This window comes from Castellaniella sp. GW247-6E4 (assembly GCF_040276065.1).
Taxonomy (GTDB): domain Bacteria; phylum Pseudomonadota; class Gammaproteobacteria; order Burkholderiales; family Burkholderiaceae_B; genus Castellaniella.
In genome coordinates this window covers 1-19,922 of the sequence record NZ_JBELOI010000007.1, presented here as the reverse complement: position 1 = coordinate 19,922, position 19,922 = coordinate 1, and the positions used below count along the sequence as shown (strand labels likewise).

The following is a 19,922-nucleotide window of genomic DNA, read 5'->3' as shown; positions in this document are numbered from 1 at the left end:
CCCCTTACTTGCGCTTGCGGCGCGAGACAATCATATTATCTGTGCGCTTGTTACGACGGGTCCGATAGCCCTTGGCGGGAGTACCCCACGGGCTGACGGGTTCGCGGCCTTCGCCGGTGCGGCCTTCGCCGCCACCATGCGGGTGATCCACCGGGTTCATGGCTACGCCACGCACCGTCGGACGCACGCCGCGCCAGCGCATCGCGCCGGCCTTGCCGATCTGACGCAGGCTGTGGTCGCCATTGCCGACTTCGCCGATGGTCGCACGGCAATCGATGTGCACGCGACGAACCTCGCCGGAGCGCAGACGGACCTGAGCGTAGACACCCTCACGGGCCAGCAGGACGGCCGAGGCACCGGCCGAACGGGCCATTTGAGCGCCCTTGCCCGGCTGCATCTCGATGCAGTGGATCGTGGCCCCAACCGGAATGGCACGGATCGGCAGGGTGTTGCCGGTGCGGATGGGGGCGTCGGAGCCAGAAACCACCTTGGCGCCGACCTCGAGGCCGCGCGGAGCGATGATGTAGCGGCGCTCGCCATCGGCATAGCACAGCAGCGCGATGTGCGCGGTGCGGTTGGGGTCGTATTCCAGGCGCTCGACCTTGGCTGCGATGCCGTCCTTGTTGCGACGGAAATCGACGATGCGGTAGTGCTGCTTATGACCGCCGCCCCTGTGGCGAACCGTGATGTGGCCGTTATGGTTGCGGCCCGAGTTGCGCGATTGCTTTTCCAGCAGAGGGGCATGGCCCGGACCTTTGTGCAGCTCGGGGTGCACGACCTTGATCATGCCCCGGCGGCCGGCGGACGTCGGCTTGACTTTGACGAGTGCCATTTAGTTCACCTCCGTAAAGTCGATTTCCTGGCCGGCCTTGAGGCAGACGTAGGCTTTACGTTCGTTGCGGCGACGGCCGATGAAACGGCCGAAGCGCTTTTCCTTGCCCTTGCGATTGGCCACCTGCACGGAATCGACCTCGACCTTGAACAACAGTTCGACGGCGGCCTTGATCTCGGGCTTGGTGGCGTCCGCGACGACGCGGAAAGCGACCTGGTTGTTCTTTTCAGCGACCTGCGTGGACTTTTCGGTGACCACGGGCGCCAGAATGACTTGCATCAGACGTTCGGCATTCATCCCAGCATCTCCTCGAGTTGGGCCATCGCCGGCTTGGTGATCAACACGTTCTTGTAGTGGATCAGGGACAGCGGATCGGCATAGCGCGTCTCGATGACGGCCACATTGGGCAGGTTGCGCGTGGCCAGATAGACGTTCTCATCCAGGGCATCGGTGATGATCAGGACGGAATCGCTCACGCCCAGATCCTTGAGCTTGGCTGCGGCCAGCTTGGTCTTGGGCGCCTCGAGCGCGAACGCCTCGACGACGGCGATGCGGTCCTCGCGGGCCAACTGCGAGAAAATGGCGCGCAGACCGGCGCGGTACATTTTCTTGTTGACCTTGTGGCTGAAATTCTCGTCAGGCGAATTCGGGAAAGCACGGCCACCCCCACGCCAGATCGGCGAGGAGGTCATGCCCGAACGGGCGCGGCCCGTGCCTTTCTGGCGCCAGGGTTTTTTGGTGGAGTGCTTGACGGTGCCGCGGTCCTTCTGGGCGCGGTTGCCCATGCGGGCATTGGCCTGGAAAGCGACGACGACCTGGTGGACCAGCGCCTCGTTGAAGTCGCGGCCAAACACCGTTTCCGGAGCGGCGATGGTCGCCGTCGACTGACCCTGATCGTTCAGGAGCTTGAGTTCCATGATTAGGCTCCTTTCTTGGGCATGGCCTTGACGGCGGGACGCACGACAATGTCGGCGTTCTTGTGGCCCGGAACAGCGCCCCGGACCATCAGCAGGCCACGCTCGACATCCACGCGCACCACGTCCAGGTTCTGGACGGTGCGGGTGACGTCGCCCAGATGGCCGGACATTTTCTTGCCAGGGAAGACGCGGCCCGGATCCTGGGCCTGACCGATGGAACCCGGCACACGGTGCGAGCGCGAGTTGCCATGCGACGCGCGCTGGGCACCGAAATGGTGGCGCTTGATCGTACCGGCAAACCCCTTGCCGATCGTGGTGCCGGTGACATCGACCAGTTGGCCGACCTCGAACACGGACTCGACGGCCACCACCGAACCGGCGGTGAACTCGGTCGCGCGCGCGGGATCGAGACGGAATTCCCTGAGGATGCTGCCGGCTTCGACGCCGGCCTTGGCGTAATGCCCGGCCTCGGCCTTGGTCACGCGCGATGCGCGCCGCTCGCCGTAGGCGAGCTGGATCGCCGCATAGCCGTCGATTTCAGGCGTCTTGACCTGGGTGACGCGATTGTTGGACACATCCAGCACGGTCACCGGGATGGACTCGCCTTCCTCGGTAAAGATGCGGGTCATGCCAACCTTGCGTCCCACGAGCCCAAGGCGCCAGGCCGCGGGCGTAGGTGTCGGATTCGACATTGTTTTCTCCGGGGGGTGTTTCCCCCACAGTTTTCATTCCCGACTACGATTGGCCGGGGCTAGGGTGCTGCTATATCCTGTTCGCCAAAACAACTAAAACACGGCGAAGCCCTTGATTTTAGCACGACGGTCGGACTAGAACAAGCACCAACCCTGTCCAATATCAGACGAGCCTGGGCCTGTGGCAGCCCATCAGCAGCCCGATGGCGTCCGCCCATCGGGGGATCGCCCTTTTGATCATCCCCTTGGCACGGTACCCCGCGACTGCCGACACCATCACGTGGGCGACAGACGCGCCATGCGCATCATGCCGCCCACGTCGTCCGACTGCTCGATCCCCTCGATGGCGGCAATGAGCGGCGCCGGGTCGTAAGCAGGATGCCTCGCGCGACATATCGCCACAAGCTTCGCTCTCAGGTCCTGGTCGCTCAGGGGACGCTCGACCGATCCGCGCGCGACCTCGATGGCCTGATGCATGGCGGGCGCCCCGCGCAGCTTGACCGTGACGCTCGCGGCGCTGAGGGGCATACTGTCGTCCGTCTGGAATCGAACCGTACTGCCAAGCGCGCGCAACCCAGGATCTGCGACCGCCTCGTCGCTGAAGTCAGCCAGCTCCGCGCTGCCACGCATGAGGACGACAGCAACGGCGTGCTGGGCACTGACCTGGGACTCCCGGCCCGTTCGCGCTAGCGGACGATCGGTGCGCTGACGCAATAGCGAATGTCCCCGCAGTTCGACCCATTCGACGCTAGCAGGAATCTCGGCGCGCAAGGGCAGGAGGCGCCGGCGCAATTCCAGGCAAGCCTCGATGACAGGATTGAGCACGACACCGCAAGGGTAAGGCTTGAAGGTATTGTCCAGGACTTCCCAACGCGCGCCGAGATTCTGCAGAATCCGGTTTTCGTCGGGAGCATCGCACGCCACGGCCAGAAACCCATGGCGGCCTTCGAGTGGCTGATCAGGGCCCGCAAAGCCGCGGCTCGCGAGCCAGGCGGACAGCAAGCCATTGCGTGCGGCATTTCCCACACTGACGCTCTTGGACATGGTCCCCAGAGTTTCCACCAGGCCAGCGGACTGCGCGGCCGCGCTGCCCAATGCCCAACACATCCGGCGCGCATCCAGCCGCATGAGCAGGCCAGCCGCAATCGCCGCACCAAACACGCCGCAGGTCGACGTGATGTGCCAGCCGCGGGCGTAATGTCCGGGCGAAATAGCCAACCCGATCCGGCATTCGACCTCCATCCCCAAGGTTAAAGCATGCAGGAACTGGGGACCCGGAACCTTTTGCGTCTCGGCCCACGCCAGGATGGCAGCCGCCACCGGCGCAGTGGGGTGAATCACCGTCGGCAAGTGCGTATCGTCGTAGTCGAACACGTTGGCGCTCATCGCGTTGAGCGCCGCGGCATTAAGCATGTCGGCGCATTCGGCGCGTCCGATCAGCGTCGCCTCGCGGCTCGAGAAAAACGGCTGGTACGCCCGGACCGCCACATCGAGGGTGCCGTCCCCGCAGCCGGCAAGCGCCACAGCGAAAAAATTCAGCAGCGAGCGCCGGGCAACCCGCCGGACCTCGGCGGGAAGATCCTCCCAGCGCGATTCCGCAACGAACCGCGTGAGCTCGGCGGTGACTGCCCGTCGTGGGCGCGGTTCGCCGGCCATGGCTCAAGCGGTCTGCATGTTAACGAATACCTGATCATCCTCGATCCGCACCTGATACGAGGGGAGATCCTCGCGCGCCGGCGGATTCAGCACTCGTCCACCACGGATGGAGAAACAGGATTGGTGCAGCGGGCATTCGATCACGTCCCCGTCGACGAACCCCTCCGACAGCCTGACGTGCTCATGCGTGCAGATATCGCCGATCGCATGGATTTCGTCGCCGAGCCGATACAAGGCAATGGGTGTTCCTTCGATCACGACTGGAAAGGGCACGCCCTCGATGATTTCATTCGGCGCCGCCACTGCATGCCACTGGCCCATACACATGTCTCCTGAGGGCGCCTACAGGCCCATTTGCTCGCGATAATAGCGATAGAAATTCCGGATCAGGGTTTCGGTGACCATGGTTTCCTGCGGTGTGAAATCCCGACCGCCCATTTCTACAACCTGCACCGCTTCCGGAGCGCTGGCCGTGATGGGCTGCAACTGAGCCAGAATCTCGCTATCATCAATCGCCACATAGCCCGATGGGCCCATCAGATTAGCCTGCTTGAGGCGGCGATTATGCATGACCTCGTCATCATCGGCGAATCCGTAGTGCGTCCATGAGAGTTCGGTGGACGATTCGGTCTTGGGGATGACATGGCGAATCGCCAGGGAATTGCCATGCTGCTGGAAGAACACCGAGGGTAGGACGGAGAAATTGATCATCGAACTGTCACCGAACTCATCGACGGGCCTGACGACCTGCATGTCCTCCAGGGCCAGATCGCTCTTGAGCGAGGCCAGCTCTTTCGTGACCTCGTTGTGCGTCGAGGCAGTGGCCGCCGAATAGGTGGACGCCATGATACCGTGGCGCCCCCCCAGCGTGGGGATGGCCTTGAATGCGGTATCGGTGCGCAGCAACCCGAATGTCACGAAGAAGCTGTGCAACAGCGTGGCATGATAAGGATCACGACTGTTTTCCGTGTAGAGCTTCCAGTTGCATGGCAGTAGTTGCCTGTTGTATCCCAACAGCCGTAGCGGCGCACGACCCGTGGCGCGATTCAAGACGGCAAGGATCTCATCACCCAGATACGTTTCCAAATCGGGCGTGTCTTCGCCATAGGTCGCCCACACAATGCCGTTGTGCACAGTGACGCGCAGCTTGTGCAGGCCATGCTCTGATTTGTTGAAATCGCGGGGCATGCCGCCCTTGCCCATGGCACCCCGCAAGAACGGCAGTCCCTGCAGGTTTCCCTTGAGATCGTAGTTCCAATGATGGTAGGGGCAGGTGAAGCTGCTGACCGTTCCCTTGTCGGTCCAGCACAGCGACGAGCCACGATGAGCACAACGATTCTCGACGACATTGACCGACCCGTCTTCGTCCCGGACCATGATGACCGAGCGGGTCCCGACCCAGCTGCGCTTGTAGTTGCCCGCCGCGGGGATCTCGCACTCCAGCCCGACAAAATTCCAGGTAGGCCCGTTATAGAAGACCTCCATCTCACGCTTGAAAATCGCCGGGTCAGAATAGACCCAGGCGGGGATTCTGGCATCGCCCTGTGAATCAGGCCACCGGCGTGAGCCAATGCGAGGCGTGACGGTCGGGGTCGGGGTCGGGGTAGGGCTTGCGTTCATGATGCATGCGTCCTTGCTTTTAAATGGGGTACACCAGTGAAGTCGGGATACGATAGTTGTCATAAACACAGACCCGTTCCCGCAGCTTGAGCTGCCCGTCCCGCCTCACCACATGGTCCAGATAGCGCCCGACCACCAAGAGATGCGTCTCCCGGTTGGACAAGCTTTCGAGGATCGCGAAGTTCGCTCGCGCCTTCCATGCATCGCCCGAGACGACCTCGTCGACACGGACGCCGCTGACCAGGTGCCGCAGCACACGTGGCTCGAATACCGAAGCATGCTGGATGCTGGCCGCCCGATCACGCACCATCCCGATGCCTTCGCACAGCATGGTCGACAGCGGCAGGTTTTCCCGGTGATTCTCCATCGAGACGATCCGGTAAGTGCAGTCGTCAGTGAAAAACCCCGCCCATGCCGACAAATCGAAATCGTCCAACGCAATCGCGTAATCGTCGTACAGATCCCTGAGTTCCGCTCGGATCGGCATCATTGCCTCACTCCATTGAAAAATAATCTCGTCCGCGGCACCGCGGCCGCACGGATTTCCGTCATCCCCGGATGGCCTTGATTTGCGCGTGATACGGTTCCGGGTCAACGACCACATCCACCAGCGAGGGCGTATCTCCCGCCATCGCTTCCCGAAGCGCGTGCTCGAGGTCGGCAGGCGCCTCCACCCGAAAGCCACGTCCTCCAAATCCACGCGCCACATCCGCGAAGTTGCTTGCCGAATAATCGACGCCTGCGTTCGGCAGCTTGCGCCGCCGCTGTTTCACCCCAATCAACGTCATGCTGGAGTCATTCAACACCACTACAGTCAAGTTGCAGCGCGCTTGGACGGCGGTGGCCAGCTCAGCCGCACACATCATCAGTCCGCCATCGCCCGTGAAGGCGACGACAGGGCGGTCAGGCTGCTCGAGCGCGGCTGCCAACGCGGCCGGCAAGGCGAAGGCCATGGTCGCCAAACCACGAGAAATCAGCACGTCGCGCGGCCGATTCGCGGTAAACCAGGCCAGTACCGGCATCATATGGGCGCCGGCATCGACGGCAATACGGGCGTCGGGCGGCAGCGCCGCGCATGCCGCCCGGGCGGCCATCTGGGGCGTGATCGGACCACCGTCCTCCATCTCCGCACAGGCGAGGATGGACGACTTGTAGCCCTCCAGGTGGGCCGAGGTCCAAGCGCTCGAGCCGAGGCTGGCCTCGAGCGCGGTGCCCGCCTCCGCAAGGCTGCCTATCACGGATACCGTGGGCACCATGTAGTGACGAGCGAACGGTCGGGCCGCGATCTCCACGACCGGCGCCTCGTAAGGCCACGGCTGTGGCGGAAATTCGACCGGATCCGCACCAAACAGAACGATGAGGTCCGCCTCGCGCAGCACCGGCGCCTCGGCCGCCCCGCCGATATATGAACCCAGCATCAGAGGGTTGGCATCCGACAGCACGCCTTTCGCCTTGTAGGTCGCGAGCACGGGACAGTTCCACCGCGACGCCAGGCTACGCAGAGCCGCGCACGCCTGGTCTTCGATCGCCTGCAGGCCAGCGATCATCACGGGCCGCTTGGCCTGACCCAGCCATGATCGCGCCAGCTCCAGAGACCGCTGATCGAGCGGCTGATGCCGGAGAACAGCCGGCGTGACGGGAATACTGTCTTCGGGCAGATTGCAGCGCATACCCGTTCCGGTCACCTCTAGATAGACTGGGCCTTGAGGCTCGCTCAGCGCCGTATCCAGAAACGCACCAACGGCGGGCAGATTCATGGGCGCCTCGAGCCGCATGGCGGCCTTCACGAGCGGGCCGGCGATGGCTAGCTGGTCTATGCGCTGGTGGCTGATGTAGTTCTGCGTAGGCTCATAGCCATCACTGATCATCACGATCGGAGCACGGTCGAGCGCCGCGTACGACAGGCCATTGACGCCATTGGCGAAGCCCGGGCCGCGGGTCGTCAGCACGACCCCGATGCCTCCCGAGAGTTCGGCGGTGACCGACGCCATGATAGCGGCGGCGTTCTCCGTCCGCGTGACGACAAATTCGATCCCCGCTTCGCTGGCGGCCTGGATGATGTCCAGGCTGCAGTCCCCCCCCGGAACACCAAAAATCCGCCTCACCTTCCTCGCGGCGAGTTGTTCGACCAGTATTTGAGCGCCGCTGCGTGTGCCCATGATTTCAACGTCTCCGAATAGAGGACCCAAGGGTCCGCCCCAAGAAGCGCCTGACGGATGTCCCAAGAACCGGAACGTCCTTCACCTATCAAATGATAGCGCTAACTTAAGGTTAGTTTATGGAACAACATCGGGGCTGTCAAGAAGACATCCTGGCTTGCTGCGCCGCGCTCATACGCCCAACAGCCGATTGAGCAGCGGTGTTTTGCTTTCCAGCTCGGACGCGCTGAAGGATTCCACGATTCCCCCGTGCTCCATGACATAGAAACGATCCGCCAGCTCTGCCGCAAAGTGGAAATTCTGCTCGACCATAATGATGGTGTAGCCTTTCGATTTCAACATTCTTGCGGTGTCCGCCAGCGCTTGCACAATGACCGGCGCGAGCCCTTCGGAAATCTCATCCAGCAAGAGTATCCGCGCACCCGTGCGCAGTATCCGCGCAATGGCGAGCATCTGCTGTTCCCCGCCCGATAGCCGGGTGCCTTGGCTATGGCGACGTTCCTTTAGATTCGGGAACAGTGCGTAGAGCTCCGCGACCGACATGCTTTCCGCCGTGCGCGAAACCACCGGCGGCAGGGTCAGATTCTCTTCGACCGTCAGCGAGGAAAAGATGCCACGCTCCTCCGGACAATATCCTACCCCCAGGTGCGCGATCTTGTGACTCGGCAACGCGATGACTTCCGTGCCGCCGATGCGGATGGAGCCCCGCCGCTGGCCCGTCAGGCCTAGCATGGCGCGCAAGGTAGTGGTACGTCCGGCGCCATTGCGCCCGAGCAGACTGACGAGCTCCCCCTCTTTGACGTATAAGCTGACGCCATGAAGCACATGGGATTCGCCATACCAAGCGTGCAACTGATCCACCTCGATGGCTTGCATACTCATGTGTTCACCCTGTTCGCCTGACTGCCCATGTAGGCTTCCACCACAAGTGGATTGCTGGATACTTCTGCATATCGGCCTTCGGCGAGGACAGCGCCCCGCTGCAGCACGGTGATGCGATCGGAAATGCCGGCCACCATCGCCATATTGTGTTCGACCATCAGGACTGTGCGCCCGGCGGCCACCTTCTTAATCAAAGCAGCCACCCGGTCGACGTCCTCGTGACCCATGCCGGACGTCGGCTCGTCCAGCAGCAACAGCACTGGTTCCATAGCGAGCGTGGTCGCAATCTCGAGGGCTCGCTTCCGACCGTATGGCAGGCCGACGGTGATCGCATCGGCGAACGAGGCCAGATCGACCTCCTCGAGCAAGGCCATGGCTCGATCATTGAGAGACGCCAGGCTGCGCTCGCTGCGCCAGAAATCGAACGTCGTGCTCAATTGCCGCTGCAAGCCGACACGCACGTTCTCGAGTACCGTCATGTAGGGGAATACCGCCGAAATTTGGAAGGAACGGATGATGCCCCGGCGCGCCACTTCGGCCGGCCTGTCGGTGGTGATATCGCGTCCATCGAAATAGATTTGCCCCGCGGTAGGAATGAGGAATTTTGTCAACAGGTTGAAGCAGGTGGTCTTGCCCGCACCATTGGGGCCGATGATCGCGTGAATGGATCCCCGCTCGATGCGCAGGTCTACGTTGTCAACCGCCCTGAACCCCTTGAAATCCTTGCATAGGCCCCGAGTTTCCAGAATCAGATCAGCCATGATGCCGGGCCCCCTTCCGTTGGAGCCGATGCCGTGACGCCTTGAGGCTGCCCACGATACCCTCCCTGAACAGCAGTACGCTGGCGATGAAGATCAGCCCTGTGACCATGGGAATCGAAACGCCGATTCGGCTAAACCAGTCGATCTGGGTCACGTCTGCCAGGTAATGGCCGAAGTTGTCCAGCTCAATCTGCAAGGTGATGATCACCAGAGCGCCTACCGCAGGACCGACAAAGGTTTTCATGCCACCCACCATGACCATCAGGAGCACGAGGCCCGACATGGTCCACTGCACGTCCGTCAAGGTAGCGACACCAATGGCCACGGCTTTCAACGACCCGGCCAGTCCGCTAAGCGCGGCTGAAATCACGAATGCCAGCAGCTTGTAGCGGGTCACGTCGTAGCCGAGCGATAACGCCCGGGCTTCGTTTTCCTTGATGGCGCGCAGCACCTGTCCATAGTGAGAGTGGACGGTGCGCACGATCAGCGCCCAGCCCAGCAGGCAATACGTCAAGAGGACGTAGTAATAGGTGATGTCGTCCTTCAGGGACCATATGCCAAGCAGCTTCCCGCGGGGGATAGCCTGCAACCCGTCCTCGCCGCCGGTGAAGGGCGCCTTGAGGTAAATAAAATACATCATCTGTGCGAGCGCCAGCGTGATCATTGCAAAATAGATGCCGGTGCGGCGGGCCGCAAGCACCCCCACAATCATCCCCATCAGGGCCCCCGCGGCCGTCCCCGCGAGCATCCCGACTTCGAAAGGCCATCCGTAGCTGGCCAGCACATAGCCCGCGATGTAGGCCGAGCCACCGAAAAAAGCGGCATGGCCGAACGACACCATCCCGGCAAAACCCATGATCAGGTTCAATGCGCAGGCAAACAGAGCGAAGCACAGCACGGTCATCAGGAACAAAGGATAGGCGAAGTGCGGCGCGACAAGCAGGAAAACGAGCGCTAAGCCATACCCAAGCCGCTTGTCCAACATGATGCTCCCCTTCATTTTTCTTTCCCGAACAAGCCTGCCGGCCGCAGGACCAAGACGATCGCCATGATGACGAAGACGACGGTGGCAGAGGCATCCGGATAGAACATGCTGACCACAGCCTCCGCCACCCCCAATGCCAGGCCGGTGACGATGGATCCCAGGATGGAGTTCAAGCCACCGATGACGACCACGGCAAACACCACCACGATGAGATTCGCACCCATCAGGGGAGACACCTGCACGGTGGGCGCGGCCAGGACACCCGCTAGCCCGGCCAGGCCGACACCGAAACCATAGGTCAAGGTCACCAATAGCGGCACATTGACACCGAAAGCACCAACAAGCTCTGGGTTTTCCGTACCGGCGCGCAGGTATGCACCCAGCTTGGTCTTCTCGATCGCCAGCCAGGTGCCCAGACAGACCACCACACTCACAAGCACCACGAACGCTCGATAGGCCGGCAGCATCATGAACCCGAGGTCTAGCGCCCCGCCCAGGACACTCGGCGGCGAATAGGAGACTCCGGACACACCAAAGAAGGACAGCATCAACCCCTCGAGGAAACTGGCGACCCCGATGGTCAGCAGCAGGCCATATAAATGATCCAGCTTGTACAGCCACCGCAGCATCGTCTTCTCGATCGCGACGCCGATCAGCCCAATGATCACAGGGGCGATCAACAGCATGATCCAGTAGTTGATGTCGAAGTACGCCAGCCCCATCCATGTCGCGAAGGCGCCCAGCATGTACATGGCCCCATGAGACATGTTGATGACGTTCAGCAGGCCGAAAATGATGGCCAGGCCGAGCGAAAGCATGGCGTAGAACGAACCATTGACGAGACCCACGACGAGCTGTGCGAGAATGGCGGGTAATGGGTAGCCGAGGATTTCCATAGCGTTGTCAGCCTGAGGATGCGAGTCGCCTTATTTCCACAACACGCACTTGGTTTCCGACTTCCTGGTATAGGCTTCGTCGCCAGGAATGGTCTTGAGCGTCTTGTAGTAGTCCCAGGGATACTTGGATTCGGCTGGCGTTTTGACTTGACGCAGGTACATGTCGTATACCATCCGTCCGTCCGGGCGAATCACCCCATGCTGTGTCAGCATATCGCTGATCGTGGTCGATTTCAGCTGAGCCATGACCTTGTCCCCATCGTCGCTGTCGATGGCCTTGACAGCCTTCAGGTAAGTCAACGCAGCCGAATAGTCGGCCGCCTGCATGGCGGTGGGCATGCGTTTCATCTTCTCGAAGAAGCGCTTGGACCAAGCGCGCGACGCCTCGTTCTGATCCCAATACCAACCATCCGTCAGGTACATGCCCTGGGCTTGCTCCAGCCCGATCGAATTGATCTCCGTAATGTGGGTCAGGATGGCGGCGAGCTTCATGGTCTTGTTGACGCCGAACTGATTGGCCGTCTTGATCACATTGAGAAGATCCGATCCGCTGGTGGCCAAGGCAAGAATCTTGGCCTTGGAGGCGGCCGCCTGCAGCACGAGTGACGAAAAGTCGGGCGAAGCGCCAACCGGATGCCTCGCGCTCCCCACCACCTTGCCGCCGTGCGCTTCCAGCACTTTGGTGGCTTCTTCTTGCAAAGACGTGCCGAACGCGTAATCCGCCGTGATGAAGAACCAAGTATCCCCGCCTTCGTCGACGATGGCCGAAGCGGTGCCGCGCGAAACCGACACAGTGTCATAGGCGTACGCGATGGTGTAGGGCGTGCACTCCTCATTGGTCAACCGCGGCGTCGCAGCCGTCACGGCGATGAATGGCTTTTTCTTGTCGGCGGAAAGCTTGGACAAGGCCAACCCGACACTCGAGTTCGCGCCGCCGATCAGCATGTCCAGCCCTTCGCGGTCAAACCATTCATGGGCTTTGGCGACCGCAACGTCCACCTTGTTCAAGTGATCGGCATACAAGAGTTCGACTTTCTTGCCGTTGATGCTCCCGCCGAAGTCCTCGATCGCCATCTTGATGGCTTCGACACCCCCCTGTCCATCATTATCGGCATACGTGCCGGTGATATCCGTTAAGAAGCCGAGCTTGACAGTGTCGCCTGTGATCTGCGCAGATGCGGGAAGAGCCGCCGATAAGAGAAGCGCCGCGATGGCCGTTCCGGAAAAGGTGTTCGATAGAGCCTTCATGATAGTCTCCTTACAAGTTTTTGTAAGGTGCTATGATAGCGCTAACTAAGATTGACGAAATGCGTATAAACCCGATACACCACTATTGCCATTCAGGTACTCATGGCCTCTCACTTCAATATCCTGATCGTCGGCGGCGGCCAGGCAGCCCGCCGCGCCGCGTTCGCCGCCCACACCGCGCTTGTGCACGGAACGATTGGCATCCTGGGTGAAGAACCGCATCCGCCTTACGACCGACCTCCACTGTCGAAGCAGGCGTTACTGCGCGCCGATGGCATCGAGGCGTGCACGATTATCGATTCCGGCACATATGCGCAGGCGAATATCCGCCTCCTGCTGGGAGACGCGGTCGTCCGTGTGCAACGCGACCAGCATCTGGTTCATACGCGTGCAGGCGACCAGTACCATTATGACAGGCTGGTGCTGGCGACCGGCTCGCGCCCCAGGCGCCTGCCACTGCCCGACGAGATTTCTCACGACGTGTTCTATCTGAGGACGAAGGACGATGCCGTTCGCCTGGGCGCACGGCTGCGCGCCGGCGCCCGCGTCGTCGTGGTGGGCGCTGGTTTCATCGGCCTGGAAGTCGCGGCCGCGGCCCGTTCACTCGAATGTCAGGTCGACGTCATCGATCGGGCGCCTCACGTCCTGTCGCGCATTCTGCCAGCCCATGCGAGCCAGGCCGTCCAGGCCTTCCATCGCACCGCTGGGGTCGGACTGCATTTGGGCGCGGCATTGGACCGGATCTCACGCAATGCGACCGGCGGGCTATGCATCACTCTGACCCAGGCCGATGAGCGGCCGCTCACGCTGCAGGCTGACATCCTAGTGGTCGGAATCGGCGTCGTTCCGAACGTGGAACTGGCGCAGGAAGCAGGCCTAGAAGTGGGCGATGGGATCCTGGTCGATGCGTGTGGACGCACGTCGGATCCAGACGTGCTGGCCGGGGGCGAGGTCACCGCCCACCCCGTCGCGGGGCGCGCAGGCAGGCACCGCATCGAATCCTGGCAGGTGGCCGAACTCCAGGCCGAGGCGGCGGGCGCTACGGCCGCCGGCGCGCCAAAGACCTACGAGTCCTTGCCATGGTTCTGGTCCGACCAGTCGGACCTGAACATACAGATGCTGGGTCATACGCCCGCAAACGCCCACTGGGTCCTACGAGGCCCTAAAGACGCCGCCCACTCCTGGTTTGCCCTAGACCGGGAACAACGCATCGTCGGCGTGGTGTCTTTCAACAGCGGGCGTGATATTTCGGCCGCGCGCCGCGCCATACAAAGCAGGCGACGTATCGCCCCCGAACTGCTGGCGGATCCTGCCCGAGCCTGGCGGGAATTGCTCAGCCAGCCCGCCCCAGACGCCCACCATCCACTACGATGAACTGGCCGGTGATGTAACCAGCCAAAGGCGAGCACAGAAACAGGACCGCGCCGGCCACATCGTTTGGCGTTCCGACACGCCCCATCGGTAGGCTGTTCTCGACCGTCTTCAGCTTTTCAGGAGTGTCCAGCGTGGCTCGATTGAAATCAGTCAGGATCGTGCCCGGCGCCACACCATTGACGCGCACCCCGAGGGGCGCGAGCTCGATCGCGGCGGAAATAGTCAACTGGCGTATGCCGCCCTTGGTGACGTCATACGCAATTTCGGGGACTCGCGAAGCGACATAGGCCGAGGTCGATGCAAACGTGACGATGACGCCTTTGTTGCGAGCCGCCATGGATCGTCCTGCTTCCTGAATCGAAAAAAACGTGCCCTTGAGATTGACGCGGCACAAGGCGTCCCAGTCCTCCTCCTCGTGGTCAAAGAATGGCTTGACCCGGATGACACCCGCTGCACATACGACGATGTCGAGAGGGTGCCGTAATCCGCGGAAGAACGAACGCACGGCAGCAACATCGCCAACATCGAGCCGGGCGGCCTCGGCCGTCCCACCCAGATCCTGGATCTCCTGACGGACCGCCCGGGCGTTGTCCCCATTGAGGTCGGCGACGATGACATGCGCCCCCCTCTGTGCCAAGCCCAGAGCGACTTCCCGCCCCATGCCGCGCCCGCCTCCCGTGACGACCGCATGCTGGCCATCGAATCGCAAGTCCTCCAAGATTCCCTCCCAGGCCATCGCCTCAAAAAGTTAACGCTAACATACGCACTTTATGGACTTTCGAAAGCGCTGTCAACAGGCAAGGAACGTCAAGTGCTTTCTCGCTGGATAATCTCAAAACCCAAGTCGATCCGCCTGGAAAGACCGGCATCGGTCTCGCGAATCCGCGCTAGCAAACGCTCAGCGCTCCGACGGCCGATTTCCAGGCGAGGCAGCTTCAGGCAGGTCAGTCGAGGCACGGTATGCTCGAGCAGTTCAAGGTCATCAAATCCGGCGATCGCGATGCGCTGCGGGATTTTCCAGCCGCGACGCTGAGCCTCGAACAGCGCGCCAATCGCGAGCACATCGCCGGCAAAGAAAATGGCATCGACGGCGGGGGCCCGCATGATCATGTCAATCATGGCGTGCGCACCCGAGGTCAAGCCCGGCTCGACCTCGCTGCAAAGCAGCGGATCGTGGGGACGGCCTAGGGATTGCATCGCAGCACGGTATCCCTTTAGGCGCTCGCGCGCACGCAAATTGGTCTTGACATTGAGGCTAACGAATCCAATCTGCTGATACCCTCGGCCCGCGAGGTATAGCGTCATTTCACGGGATGCGTTGAAGTTGGAATAACTGATCACCGTATCGAGCGGATTCCGGACCAGATCGCCGGTCTCGATGACCGGGATGCCCGCACGGCGAATCACCTGTCGCACGCGCGCGGTGTGAGAGGTGTTGTGCAGCAGCAAACCGCAAACCCGCTGCGCGATGAAAGCATCGATCAATGCTTCCTCCTCAGCCATCGAGTATCTGCTGTCTGCCAGCAGCAAGTGCAATCCAGCGGCACGCAACACATCTGCAGTGCCTTTGATGGTATGCGAATACAGCGAATTGTTGATGCTGGGCACAATCTGGCCCACCACATTCGAACGATTGGAGGCGAGGTTTGCGGCAATGTGGTTTGGCACATAGCCCACCTTCAACACAGTATCGAGCACCAGCTTGCGGGTCTCTGGCGACACCTTGTCGGGGCAGCGCAGCGCTCGAGACACTGTCATGAGCGAAACATTCGCCGCTCGCGCAACATCAATCATTCGAACTGCATTGCCGCCAGTGCGGCCCCTGGTGGTGCTCAATGGATCGCTCCCTGGCGCCCTTCGCCCGCTGCCCCGTGCCGCGTCGACTGCAGAACGCTCATGTTGAAATTGTATCCCAGCGTGATATCCGAGCGACCTCGGCAGTGGCCCGGCAAAGGAAAACCCTGAGCGAAAGCCCCCTATCCGGCAGGTAATTGATCTGCTACCATGCTCACGGTGATAGCGCTCTCATCGCGCGTTGAAAGGAATATTATGAAGCAAGCCCAGCCGGAAGAATACAAGATCTACGCCATCAAGTATGCCCACCACAATCGACGCTCATCCGCGAACTTCATCGGAGGCGATATTCATGATACGGAAATGCCGCTGGACTACTTCGTCTGGGCTGTCGTGGGGCAATCCCGCACATTCCTCGTCGATACTGGATTCGATGCACCAATGGGTGAAAAACGAGGTAGATCCATCACGCGCCCGATCCAGGAGGGTCTCGGGGCCATAGGCATTGACCCGGACGCGATCGAGGATATCATATTGACGCACATGCATTTCGATCACGCCGGGAACCGCACACTGTTTCCGCGAGCTCGCTATCACGTCCAGGAACGCGAGATGAGCTACTGCACCGGCCGGTGCATGTGCCACGGCGCGCTCAACCACCCCTACGAACCCGACGACGTCACCGAGCTTGTCCGCAAGGTTTACCAAGGTCGGGTCTGCTTCCATGACGGCACCGCGGAACTCACACCTGGGCTAAGCCTGCACCTGGTCGGCGGGCACACGAACGGCCTGCAGATCGTACGAGTGCATACCGCACGCGGCTGGGTGGTACTGGCCTCGGACGCCTCGCATCTCTATGCCAACATGGAGCAAGGACGACCGTTTCCCGCGGTGTACAACATCGGCGACATGCTCGATGGATACGCCCGCGCATACCAGTTGGCGGACTCGCCCTTGCACGTCATCCCTGGCCACGACCCTGAGGTCCTGCGCCGATTCCCAGCCCATCGCAAAGAGACCGAGGGCTGGATCGTGCGGCTGGACGGCCAGCCGCGCTAAGCCGGGCCCGCCTCATACGCCTTGATGGCGTCCGAAGCAACACGGAAGGCGGCCAAGGCCGCCGGTACGCCACAGTAGATGGCGGCCTGCATCAACACGGCCCTGATTTCTTCCTTGGTGACCCCATTCCTGAGGGCGCCCCTGACATGCACCGACAACTCGTGGTGCTGACTCATTGCGGTTAGCATGGCAAGGTTGACGAGACTGCGCGTCTTGAAAGGCAAAGTCTCGTCCCCCCAGATTTCGCCCCAGCAATATTCCGTGACGAGCCGCTGCATAGGGCGATTGAAATCATCGGCCGCCGCCCACGATTTCTCGACATGAGCGTCTCCGAGGACAGCCTTGCGGTTGTTGAATCCCTTCTCGAAGGTTACGTCATTCATCGTATTTCTCCTTGTATCCCAACGGATGCTACATCTGCGGACGGCTAGGCCTGATCCGCGGCATCGGACCACTGTTCGACATATTTCACCAGCTCGGTCATGTCGCAGCCACGGCCATCCTGCAGTGCCGCGAATTGCCAGAGCTGGCGCACTGTATTCCCAACCCACAGCGGCACGCCCATGGCCTGGCATTCGTCCACCGCGAGCCCGATGTCCTTGCACACGCTGCTGATGGGAAAGCCGAAATCGAAGCTTCGGGGCAGGACGTACTTAGGGAATTTGTCCATAGTCGCGCCGTTTTTGCCGCTGCCAGCATTAAAGACGGACATCATGGTCTCGGGATCCAGGCCGCCGCGCACGCCGGCGACGAAGGCTTCCGACGTGATGGCGAACGCGGTCGACGAAAGCATGTTGTTGAGCAGCTTGATCAACTGGCCCTGGCCCGGCTGCTCTCCGACCACGATGATCTTCCCAAAAATCTCCAGCAGGGTGCGTACCGCCGCGATGGCCTCGGGCTTGCCCGCCGCCATCACCGACAATGTCCCGGCCTTGGCCCCAGCCGCCCCACCGCTCACAGGCGCGTCCACCACCTCGATATCATGTCGACCCAATCCGGCTGCGACCGCTCTCGTTGCGCGCGATCCCACGGTAGACAGGTCCACCAGGATCTTCACAGCCTTTCCCCGCGAGATCCCATGCTCGCCCAGCGCGACGTCCTGAAATATCGCGGGGCTCGGCAGACTGGTGAACAGGACGCTGGCATTGTCCGCCACCTCCTGGGCACTCGCGGCCACCTGGGCACCGACAGCCGAAAGCTGCTCACGCGCGCGCGCGCTGGCGTCATAGACCATGAGCGCGTGGCCGCGCGCCATCAATCGTTCCGCCATCGGACGCCCCATGACACCGACACCGACAAAGCCCAGCATTTCATTCGAATGCATCGTTTGCTCCTGAGGATTGGAAGATGAGGTAAAGGGCTGGACGGGCTACCCAGCCGCCAGCCAGCCATCATCGATCGGCAGCATCGCGCCGTTGATGCTCGATGCGGCCGGGCTGCATAGAAACACGATCAGAGAGCCGACCTGCGACGCATCGATGAACCTGGCCGTGGGTTGTTTGCGATCGAGAAAACGCCTCAAGGCAGCATCGCGATCGAGGCCCTCTTTGCTCATCAAGGCGACGAGACGGTTTTCGATCGACGGCGTGTGGACGGTGCCAGGGCACACGGTATTGCAGGTAATGCCCTGGTTAATGGTTTCAGCCGCCACGCAACGCGTCATGCCTAGCAGGGCGGATTTCGTGGTGACATAGTCGATGCGATTCGGAGTCCCTCGCAGGCTATAGACAGAAGTCATGTTGAAAATGCGGCCCCATTGGCGAGCGCGCATCCCGGGCAGGGCCAGGCGTATGGTATGGAACGCCGCGCTGAGGTTGATGGCCAGTGCCTCCTCCCATTTACTCGTGGGAAAATCCTCGATGCTTGCGAAGTGCCTGACCACTGCATTGTTGACGAGGATATCGGCACCGCCAGTCAGCGTCTGCACCTTGGCCATCAGGTCCTCAATCGCTTCGGCGTCCCTCAAGTCCGCCCGCAGATAATGGGCGGACACGCCATGTGCATCCTCGATGGCCTTCCGACAAGATTCCATCTCCGAGGGCGCTTCGAGTCCGTGCAATAGGATATTGCAACCTGCGCCCGCCAGAGCGTTCGCTATCGCGAACCCCAACCCGCTCGTCGAGCCTGTGATGAGCGCGGACTTTTCCTTCATATTTTTCTTCCCTCGGCGTTCGCCGCAATATCCAAGTAGAGACCTGGCCGCTATGATAGCGCTAACTTAATTATAAATAAAGCAATGGTTTCCCCGGGGTGTATCACACCTCGAAATCTGGTTGGCAACACATCTGCTCGAGGGGTCTGGAGCCACGGGACAGCCGGCGGCGGCGAACAGACCTCACCGGTTTCGCGCGCGGACGAACCTTCTGCGGCTCATGGTCCCCATCAAACGGCCAATCTCCGCCAAGACACCACGCCATCCAGGCACTAATATTCTCCGGCCCCTGGAGGCTGATCCAACGCAAAACGCCATACCCAAAGGGTATGGCGTTCGTTCCGGCACGGCGCCCGACGGCGCCGATGGCGGCAATTACTGCAGCGCGATTTCCACATCCACCCCGGCGGGCAGATCCAGGCGCATCAGCGCATCGACGGTCTTGTCGGTGGGATCGACAATGTCCATGAGGCGCTGGTGCGTGCGCATTTCGAACTGGTCGCGCGAAGTCTTGTTGACGTGCGGCGAGCGCAGCACGTCATAGCGGCGAATGCGCGTGGGTAGCGGCACCGGGCCCCGCACCACGGCGCCCGTGCGCTTGGCAGTGTCGACGATCTCGGCAGCCGACTGGTCGATCAGCTTGTAGTCAAACGCCTTGAGGCGGATGCGGATTTTCTGGTTTTTCATGGGAAATCCCTAAAGAACGAATTCTGGCGGGGGCCGCGCCCCCGCCGGGTCATCAAAATTACTTGATGATTTTGGCGACGACGCCGGCGCCCACGGTGCGGCCGCCCTCGCGGATGGCAAAGCGCAGCCCTTCCTCCATGGCGATCGGCGCAATCAGGCTCACCTTCATCGACACGTTGTCGCCCGGCAACACCATCTCCTTGTCCTC

23 protein-coding genes are annotated in these 19,922 nt (G+C 61.4%); 2 read left to right on the top strand and 21 right to left on the bottom strand.

Annotation, left to right across the window (positions count from 1 at the left end; translation table 11 throughout):
- Positions 1-4: 4 nt before the first annotated feature.
- From rplB to ABS761_RS09770, 14 genes are all read right to left on the bottom strand, one after another.
- Positions 5-832 (bottom strand): 50S ribosomal protein L2, encoded by an 828-nt coding sequence (rplB, locus tag ABS761_RS09835; RefSeq protein ID WP_350408140.1) that lies wholly within the window; start codon positions 830-832, stop codon positions 5-7.
- Entirely contained in the window at positions 833-1,129 is a 297-nt protein-coding gene (gene rplW, locus ABS761_RS09830) for a 50S ribosomal protein L23 (RefSeq protein ID WP_350408139.1), read from the bottom strand. It abuts the gene before it with no gap.
- Positions 1,126-1,749 carry a 50S ribosomal protein L4 gene (gene rplD, locus ABS761_RS09825; RefSeq protein WP_350408138.1) on the bottom strand — a complete coding sequence of 208 codons (624 nt, stop codon included), beginning with the start codon at positions 1,747-1,749 and terminating at the stop codon, positions 1,126-1,128. The genes rplW and rplD overlap by 4 nt, the downstream gene beginning before the upstream one ends.
- A 2-nt stretch (positions 1,750-1,751) precedes the next feature.
- Positions 1,752-2,441, bottom strand: a complete 690-nt coding sequence (gene rplC / locus ABS761_RS09820; protein WP_350408137.1) for a 50S ribosomal protein L3 — start codon at positions 2,439-2,441, stop codon at positions 1,752-1,754.
- 276 nt (positions 2,442-2,717) lie between these two features.
- Positions 2,718-4,097, bottom strand: a complete 1,380-nt coding sequence (locus ABS761_RS09815) for an MmgE/PrpD family protein (protein ID WP_350408136.1) — start codon at positions 4,095-4,097, stop codon at positions 2,718-2,720.
- A gap of 3 nt (positions 4,098-4,100) precedes the next feature.
- The gene (locus ABS761_RS09810; protein ID WP_350408135.1) at positions 4,101-4,418 is read right to left on the bottom strand and encodes a non-heme iron oxygenase ferredoxin subunit; all 318 of its coding nucleotides are present in this window, start codon (positions 4,416-4,418) and stop codon (positions 4,101-4,103) included.
- 21 nt (positions 4,419-4,439) lie between these two features.
- Entirely contained in the window at positions 4,440-5,717 is a 1,278-nt protein-coding gene (locus ABS761_RS09805; protein WP_350408134.1) for an aromatic ring-hydroxylating oxygenase subunit alpha, read from the bottom strand.
- A 19-nt stretch (positions 5,718-5,736) separates the two neighbouring features.
- A complete protein-coding gene (locus ABS761_RS09800) occupies positions 5,737-6,207 on the bottom strand; it encodes an aromatic-ring-hydroxylating dioxygenase subunit beta (protein WP_350408133.1) in 471 nt (156 codons plus the stop codon).
- 58 nt (positions 6,208-6,265) lie between these two features.
- Positions 6,266-7,876 (bottom strand): thiamine pyrophosphate-binding protein, encoded by a 1,611-nt coding sequence (locus ABS761_RS09795; RefSeq protein WP_350408132.1) that lies wholly within the window; start codon positions 7,874-7,876, stop codon positions 6,266-6,268.
- Positions 7,877-8,047: 171 nt separating this feature from the next.
- Positions 8,048-8,758 carry an ABC transporter ATP-binding protein gene (locus ABS761_RS09790; RefSeq protein WP_350408131.1) on the bottom strand — a complete coding sequence of 237 codons (711 nt, stop codon included), beginning with the start codon at positions 8,756-8,758 and terminating at the stop codon, positions 8,048-8,050.
- Complete coding sequence (locus ABS761_RS09785; RefSeq protein ID WP_350408130.1) at positions 8,755-9,519, bottom strand: ABC transporter ATP-binding protein; 765 nt, start codon at positions 9,517-9,519, stop codon at positions 8,755-8,757. Before ABS761_RS09785 ends, ABS761_RS09790 begins: the two co-directional genes overlap by 4 nt.
- Positions 9,512-10,519, bottom strand: a complete 1,008-nt coding sequence (locus ABS761_RS09780; RefSeq protein WP_350408129.1) for a branched-chain amino acid ABC transporter permease — start codon at positions 10,517-10,519, stop codon at positions 9,512-9,514. Before ABS761_RS09780 ends, ABS761_RS09785 begins: the two co-directional genes overlap by 8 nt.
- On the bottom strand, positions 10,516-11,400 hold the full coding sequence (locus ABS761_RS09775) for a branched-chain amino acid ABC transporter permease (protein ID WP_350408128.1): 885 nt from the start codon (positions 11,398-11,400) through the stop codon (positions 10,516-10,518). The genes ABS761_RS09780 and ABS761_RS09775 overlap by 4 nt, the downstream gene beginning before the upstream one ends.
- Before the next feature lie 30 nt (positions 11,401-11,430).
- Positions 11,431-12,648, bottom strand: a complete 1,218-nt coding sequence (locus ABS761_RS09770; RefSeq protein WP_350408127.1) for an ABC transporter substrate-binding protein — start codon at positions 12,646-12,648, stop codon at positions 11,431-11,433.
- A 102-nt stretch (positions 12,649-12,750) separates the two neighbouring features.
- Between ABS761_RS09770 and ABS761_RS09765 the strand changes: the two genes are divergently transcribed.
- Positions 12,751-14,022: an NAD(P)/FAD-dependent oxidoreductase gene (locus ABS761_RS09765; protein WP_350408126.1), complete on the top strand. Its 1,272-nt coding sequence runs from the start codon at positions 12,751-12,753 to the stop codon at positions 14,020-14,022.
- Here ABS761_RS09765 and ABS761_RS09760 read toward each other — a convergent pair.
- Both ABS761_RS09760 and ABS761_RS09755 read right to left on the bottom strand, forming a co-directional pair.
- The gene (locus tag ABS761_RS09760; RefSeq protein ID WP_350408125.1) at positions 13,982-14,758 is read right to left on the bottom strand and encodes an SDR family NAD(P)-dependent oxidoreductase; all 777 of its coding nucleotides are present in this window, start codon (positions 14,756-14,758) and stop codon (positions 13,982-13,984) included. The two genes, ABS761_RS09765 and ABS761_RS09760, sit on opposite strands and share 41 nt — an antisense overlap.
- 71 nt (positions 14,759-14,829) lie before the next feature.
- Positions 14,830-15,858, bottom strand: coding sequence for a LacI family DNA-binding transcriptional regulator (locus tag ABS761_RS09755; RefSeq protein ID WP_350408124.1), 1,029 nt, complete (start codon positions 15,856-15,858; stop codon positions 14,830-14,832).
- 213 nt (positions 15,859-16,071) lie between these two features.
- Here ABS761_RS09755 and ABS761_RS09750 point away from each other — a divergent pair, with 213 nt between their 5' ends.
- The gene (locus tag ABS761_RS09750; RefSeq protein WP_350408123.1) at positions 16,072-16,875 is read left to right on the top strand and encodes an N-acyl homoserine lactonase family protein; all 804 of its coding nucleotides are present in this window, start codon (positions 16,072-16,074) and stop codon (positions 16,873-16,875) included.
- Here the strand turns inward: ABS761_RS09750 and ABS761_RS09745 are convergent.
- The 5 genes from ABS761_RS09745 to ABS761_RS09725 form a co-directional block, all read right to left on the bottom strand.
- On the bottom strand, positions 16,872-17,258 hold the full coding sequence (locus ABS761_RS09745) for a carboxymuconolactone decarboxylase family protein (protein ID WP_350408122.1): 387 nt from the start codon (positions 17,256-17,258) through the stop codon (positions 16,872-16,874). The genes ABS761_RS09750 and ABS761_RS09745 overlap by 4 nt on opposite strands.
- A gap of 44 nt (positions 17,259-17,302) precedes the next feature.
- Positions 17,303-18,199 (bottom strand): NAD(P)-dependent oxidoreductase, encoded by an 897-nt coding sequence (locus ABS761_RS09740; protein WP_350408121.1) that lies wholly within the window; start codon positions 18,197-18,199, stop codon positions 17,303-17,305.
- A gap of 45 nt (positions 18,200-18,244) precedes the next feature.
- Positions 18,245-19,027 carry an SDR family oxidoreductase gene (locus ABS761_RS09735; RefSeq protein ID WP_350408120.1) on the bottom strand — a complete coding sequence of 261 codons (783 nt, stop codon included), beginning with the start codon at positions 19,025-19,027 and terminating at the stop codon, positions 18,245-18,247.
- Positions 19,028-19,402: 375 nt separating this feature from the next.
- A complete protein-coding gene (gene rpsJ / locus ABS761_RS09730; protein ID WP_132477883.1) occupies positions 19,403-19,714 on the bottom strand; it encodes a 30S ribosomal protein S10 in 312 nt (103 codons plus the stop codon).
- Between the two features lie 58 nt (positions 19,715-19,772).
- Positions 19,773-19,922 (bottom strand): EF-Tu C-terminal domain-related protein (locus tag ABS761_RS09725; RefSeq protein WP_502881410.1); only part of this gene is annotated, 150 nt, incomplete at its 5' end.

Excerpts from the sequence above, each read along its gene's own strand:
- rplD (WP_350408138.1), bottom strand. The coding sequence starts at position 1,749 with ATGGAACTCAAGCTCCTGAACGATCAGGGTCAGTCGACGGCGACCATC.
- ABS761_RS09760 (WP_350408125.1), bottom strand. The coding sequence starts at position 14,758 with ATGGCCTGGGAGGGAATCTTGGAGGACTTGCGATTCGATGGCCAGCAT.
- ABS761_RS09745 (WP_350408122.1), bottom strand. The coding sequence starts at position 17,258 with ATGAATGACGTAACCTTCGAGAAGGGATTCAACAACCGCAAGGCTGTC.
- ABS761_RS09785 (WP_350408130.1), bottom strand. The coding sequence starts at position 9,519 with ATGGCTGATCTGATTCTGGAAACTCGGGGCCTATGCAAGGATTTCAAG.
- ABS761_RS09795 (WP_350408132.1), bottom strand. The coding sequence starts at position 7,876 with ATGGGCACACGCAGCGGCGCTCAAATACTGGTCGAACAACTCGCCGCG.
- ABS761_RS09815 (WP_350408136.1), bottom strand. The coding sequence starts at position 4,097 with ATGGCCGGCGAACCGCGCCCACGACGGGCAGTCACCGCCGAGCTCACG.
- ABS761_RS09750 (WP_350408123.1), top strand. The coding sequence starts at position 16,072 with ATGAAGCAAGCCCAGCCGGAAGAATACAAGATCTACGCCATCAAGTAT.
- ABS761_RS09770 (WP_350408127.1), bottom strand. The coding sequence starts at position 12,648 with ATGAAGGCTCTATCGAACACCTTTTCCGGAACGGCCATCGCGGCGCTT.
- ABS761_RS09805 (WP_350408134.1), bottom strand. The coding sequence starts at position 5,717 with ATGAACGCAAGCCCTACCCCGACCCCGACCCCGACCGTCACGCCTCGC.
- rplC (WP_350408137.1), bottom strand. The coding sequence starts at position 2,441 with ATGTCGAATCCGACACCTACGCCCGCGGCCTGGCGCCTTGGGCTCGTG.
- ABS761_RS09790 (WP_350408131.1), bottom strand. The coding sequence starts at position 8,758 with ATGAGTATGCAAGCCATCGAGGTGGATCAGTTGCACGCTTGGTATGGC.
- ABS761_RS09740 (WP_350408121.1), bottom strand. The coding sequence starts at position 18,199 with ATGCATTCGAATGAAATGCTGGGCTTTGTCGGTGTCGGTGTCATGGGG.
- ABS761_RS09775 (WP_350408128.1), bottom strand. The coding sequence starts at position 11,400 with ATGGAAATCCTCGGCTACCCATTACCCGCCATTCTCGCACAGCTCGTC.
- rplW (WP_350408139.1), bottom strand. The coding sequence starts at position 1,129 with ATGAATGCCGAACGTCTGATGCAAGTCATTCTGGCGCCCGTGGTCACC.
- rplB (WP_350408140.1), bottom strand. The coding sequence starts at position 832 with ATGGCACTCGTCAAAGTCAAGCCGACGTCCGCCGGCCGCCGGGGCATG.
- ABS761_RS09810 (WP_350408135.1), bottom strand. The coding sequence starts at position 4,418 with ATGGGCCAGTGGCATGCAGTGGCGGCGCCGAATGAAATCATCGAGGGC.
- ABS761_RS09800 (WP_350408133.1), bottom strand. The coding sequence starts at position 6,207 with ATGATGCCGATCCGAGCGGAACTCAGGGATCTGTACGACGATTACGCG.
- rpsJ (WP_132477883.1), bottom strand. The coding sequence starts at position 19,714 with ATGAAAAACCAGAAAATCCGCATCCGCCTCAAGGCGTTTGACTACAAG.
- ABS761_RS09780 (WP_350408129.1), bottom strand. The coding sequence starts at position 10,519 with ATGAAGGGGAGCATCATGTTGGACAAGCGGCTTGGGTATGGCTTAGCG.
- ABS761_RS09735 (WP_350408120.1), bottom strand. The coding sequence starts at position 19,027 with ATGAAGGAAAAGTCCGCGCTCATCACAGGCTCGACGAGCGGGTTGGGG.
- ABS761_RS09765 (WP_350408126.1), top strand. The coding sequence starts at position 12,751 with ATGGCCTCTCACTTCAATATCCTGATCGTCGGCGGCGGCCAGGCAGCC.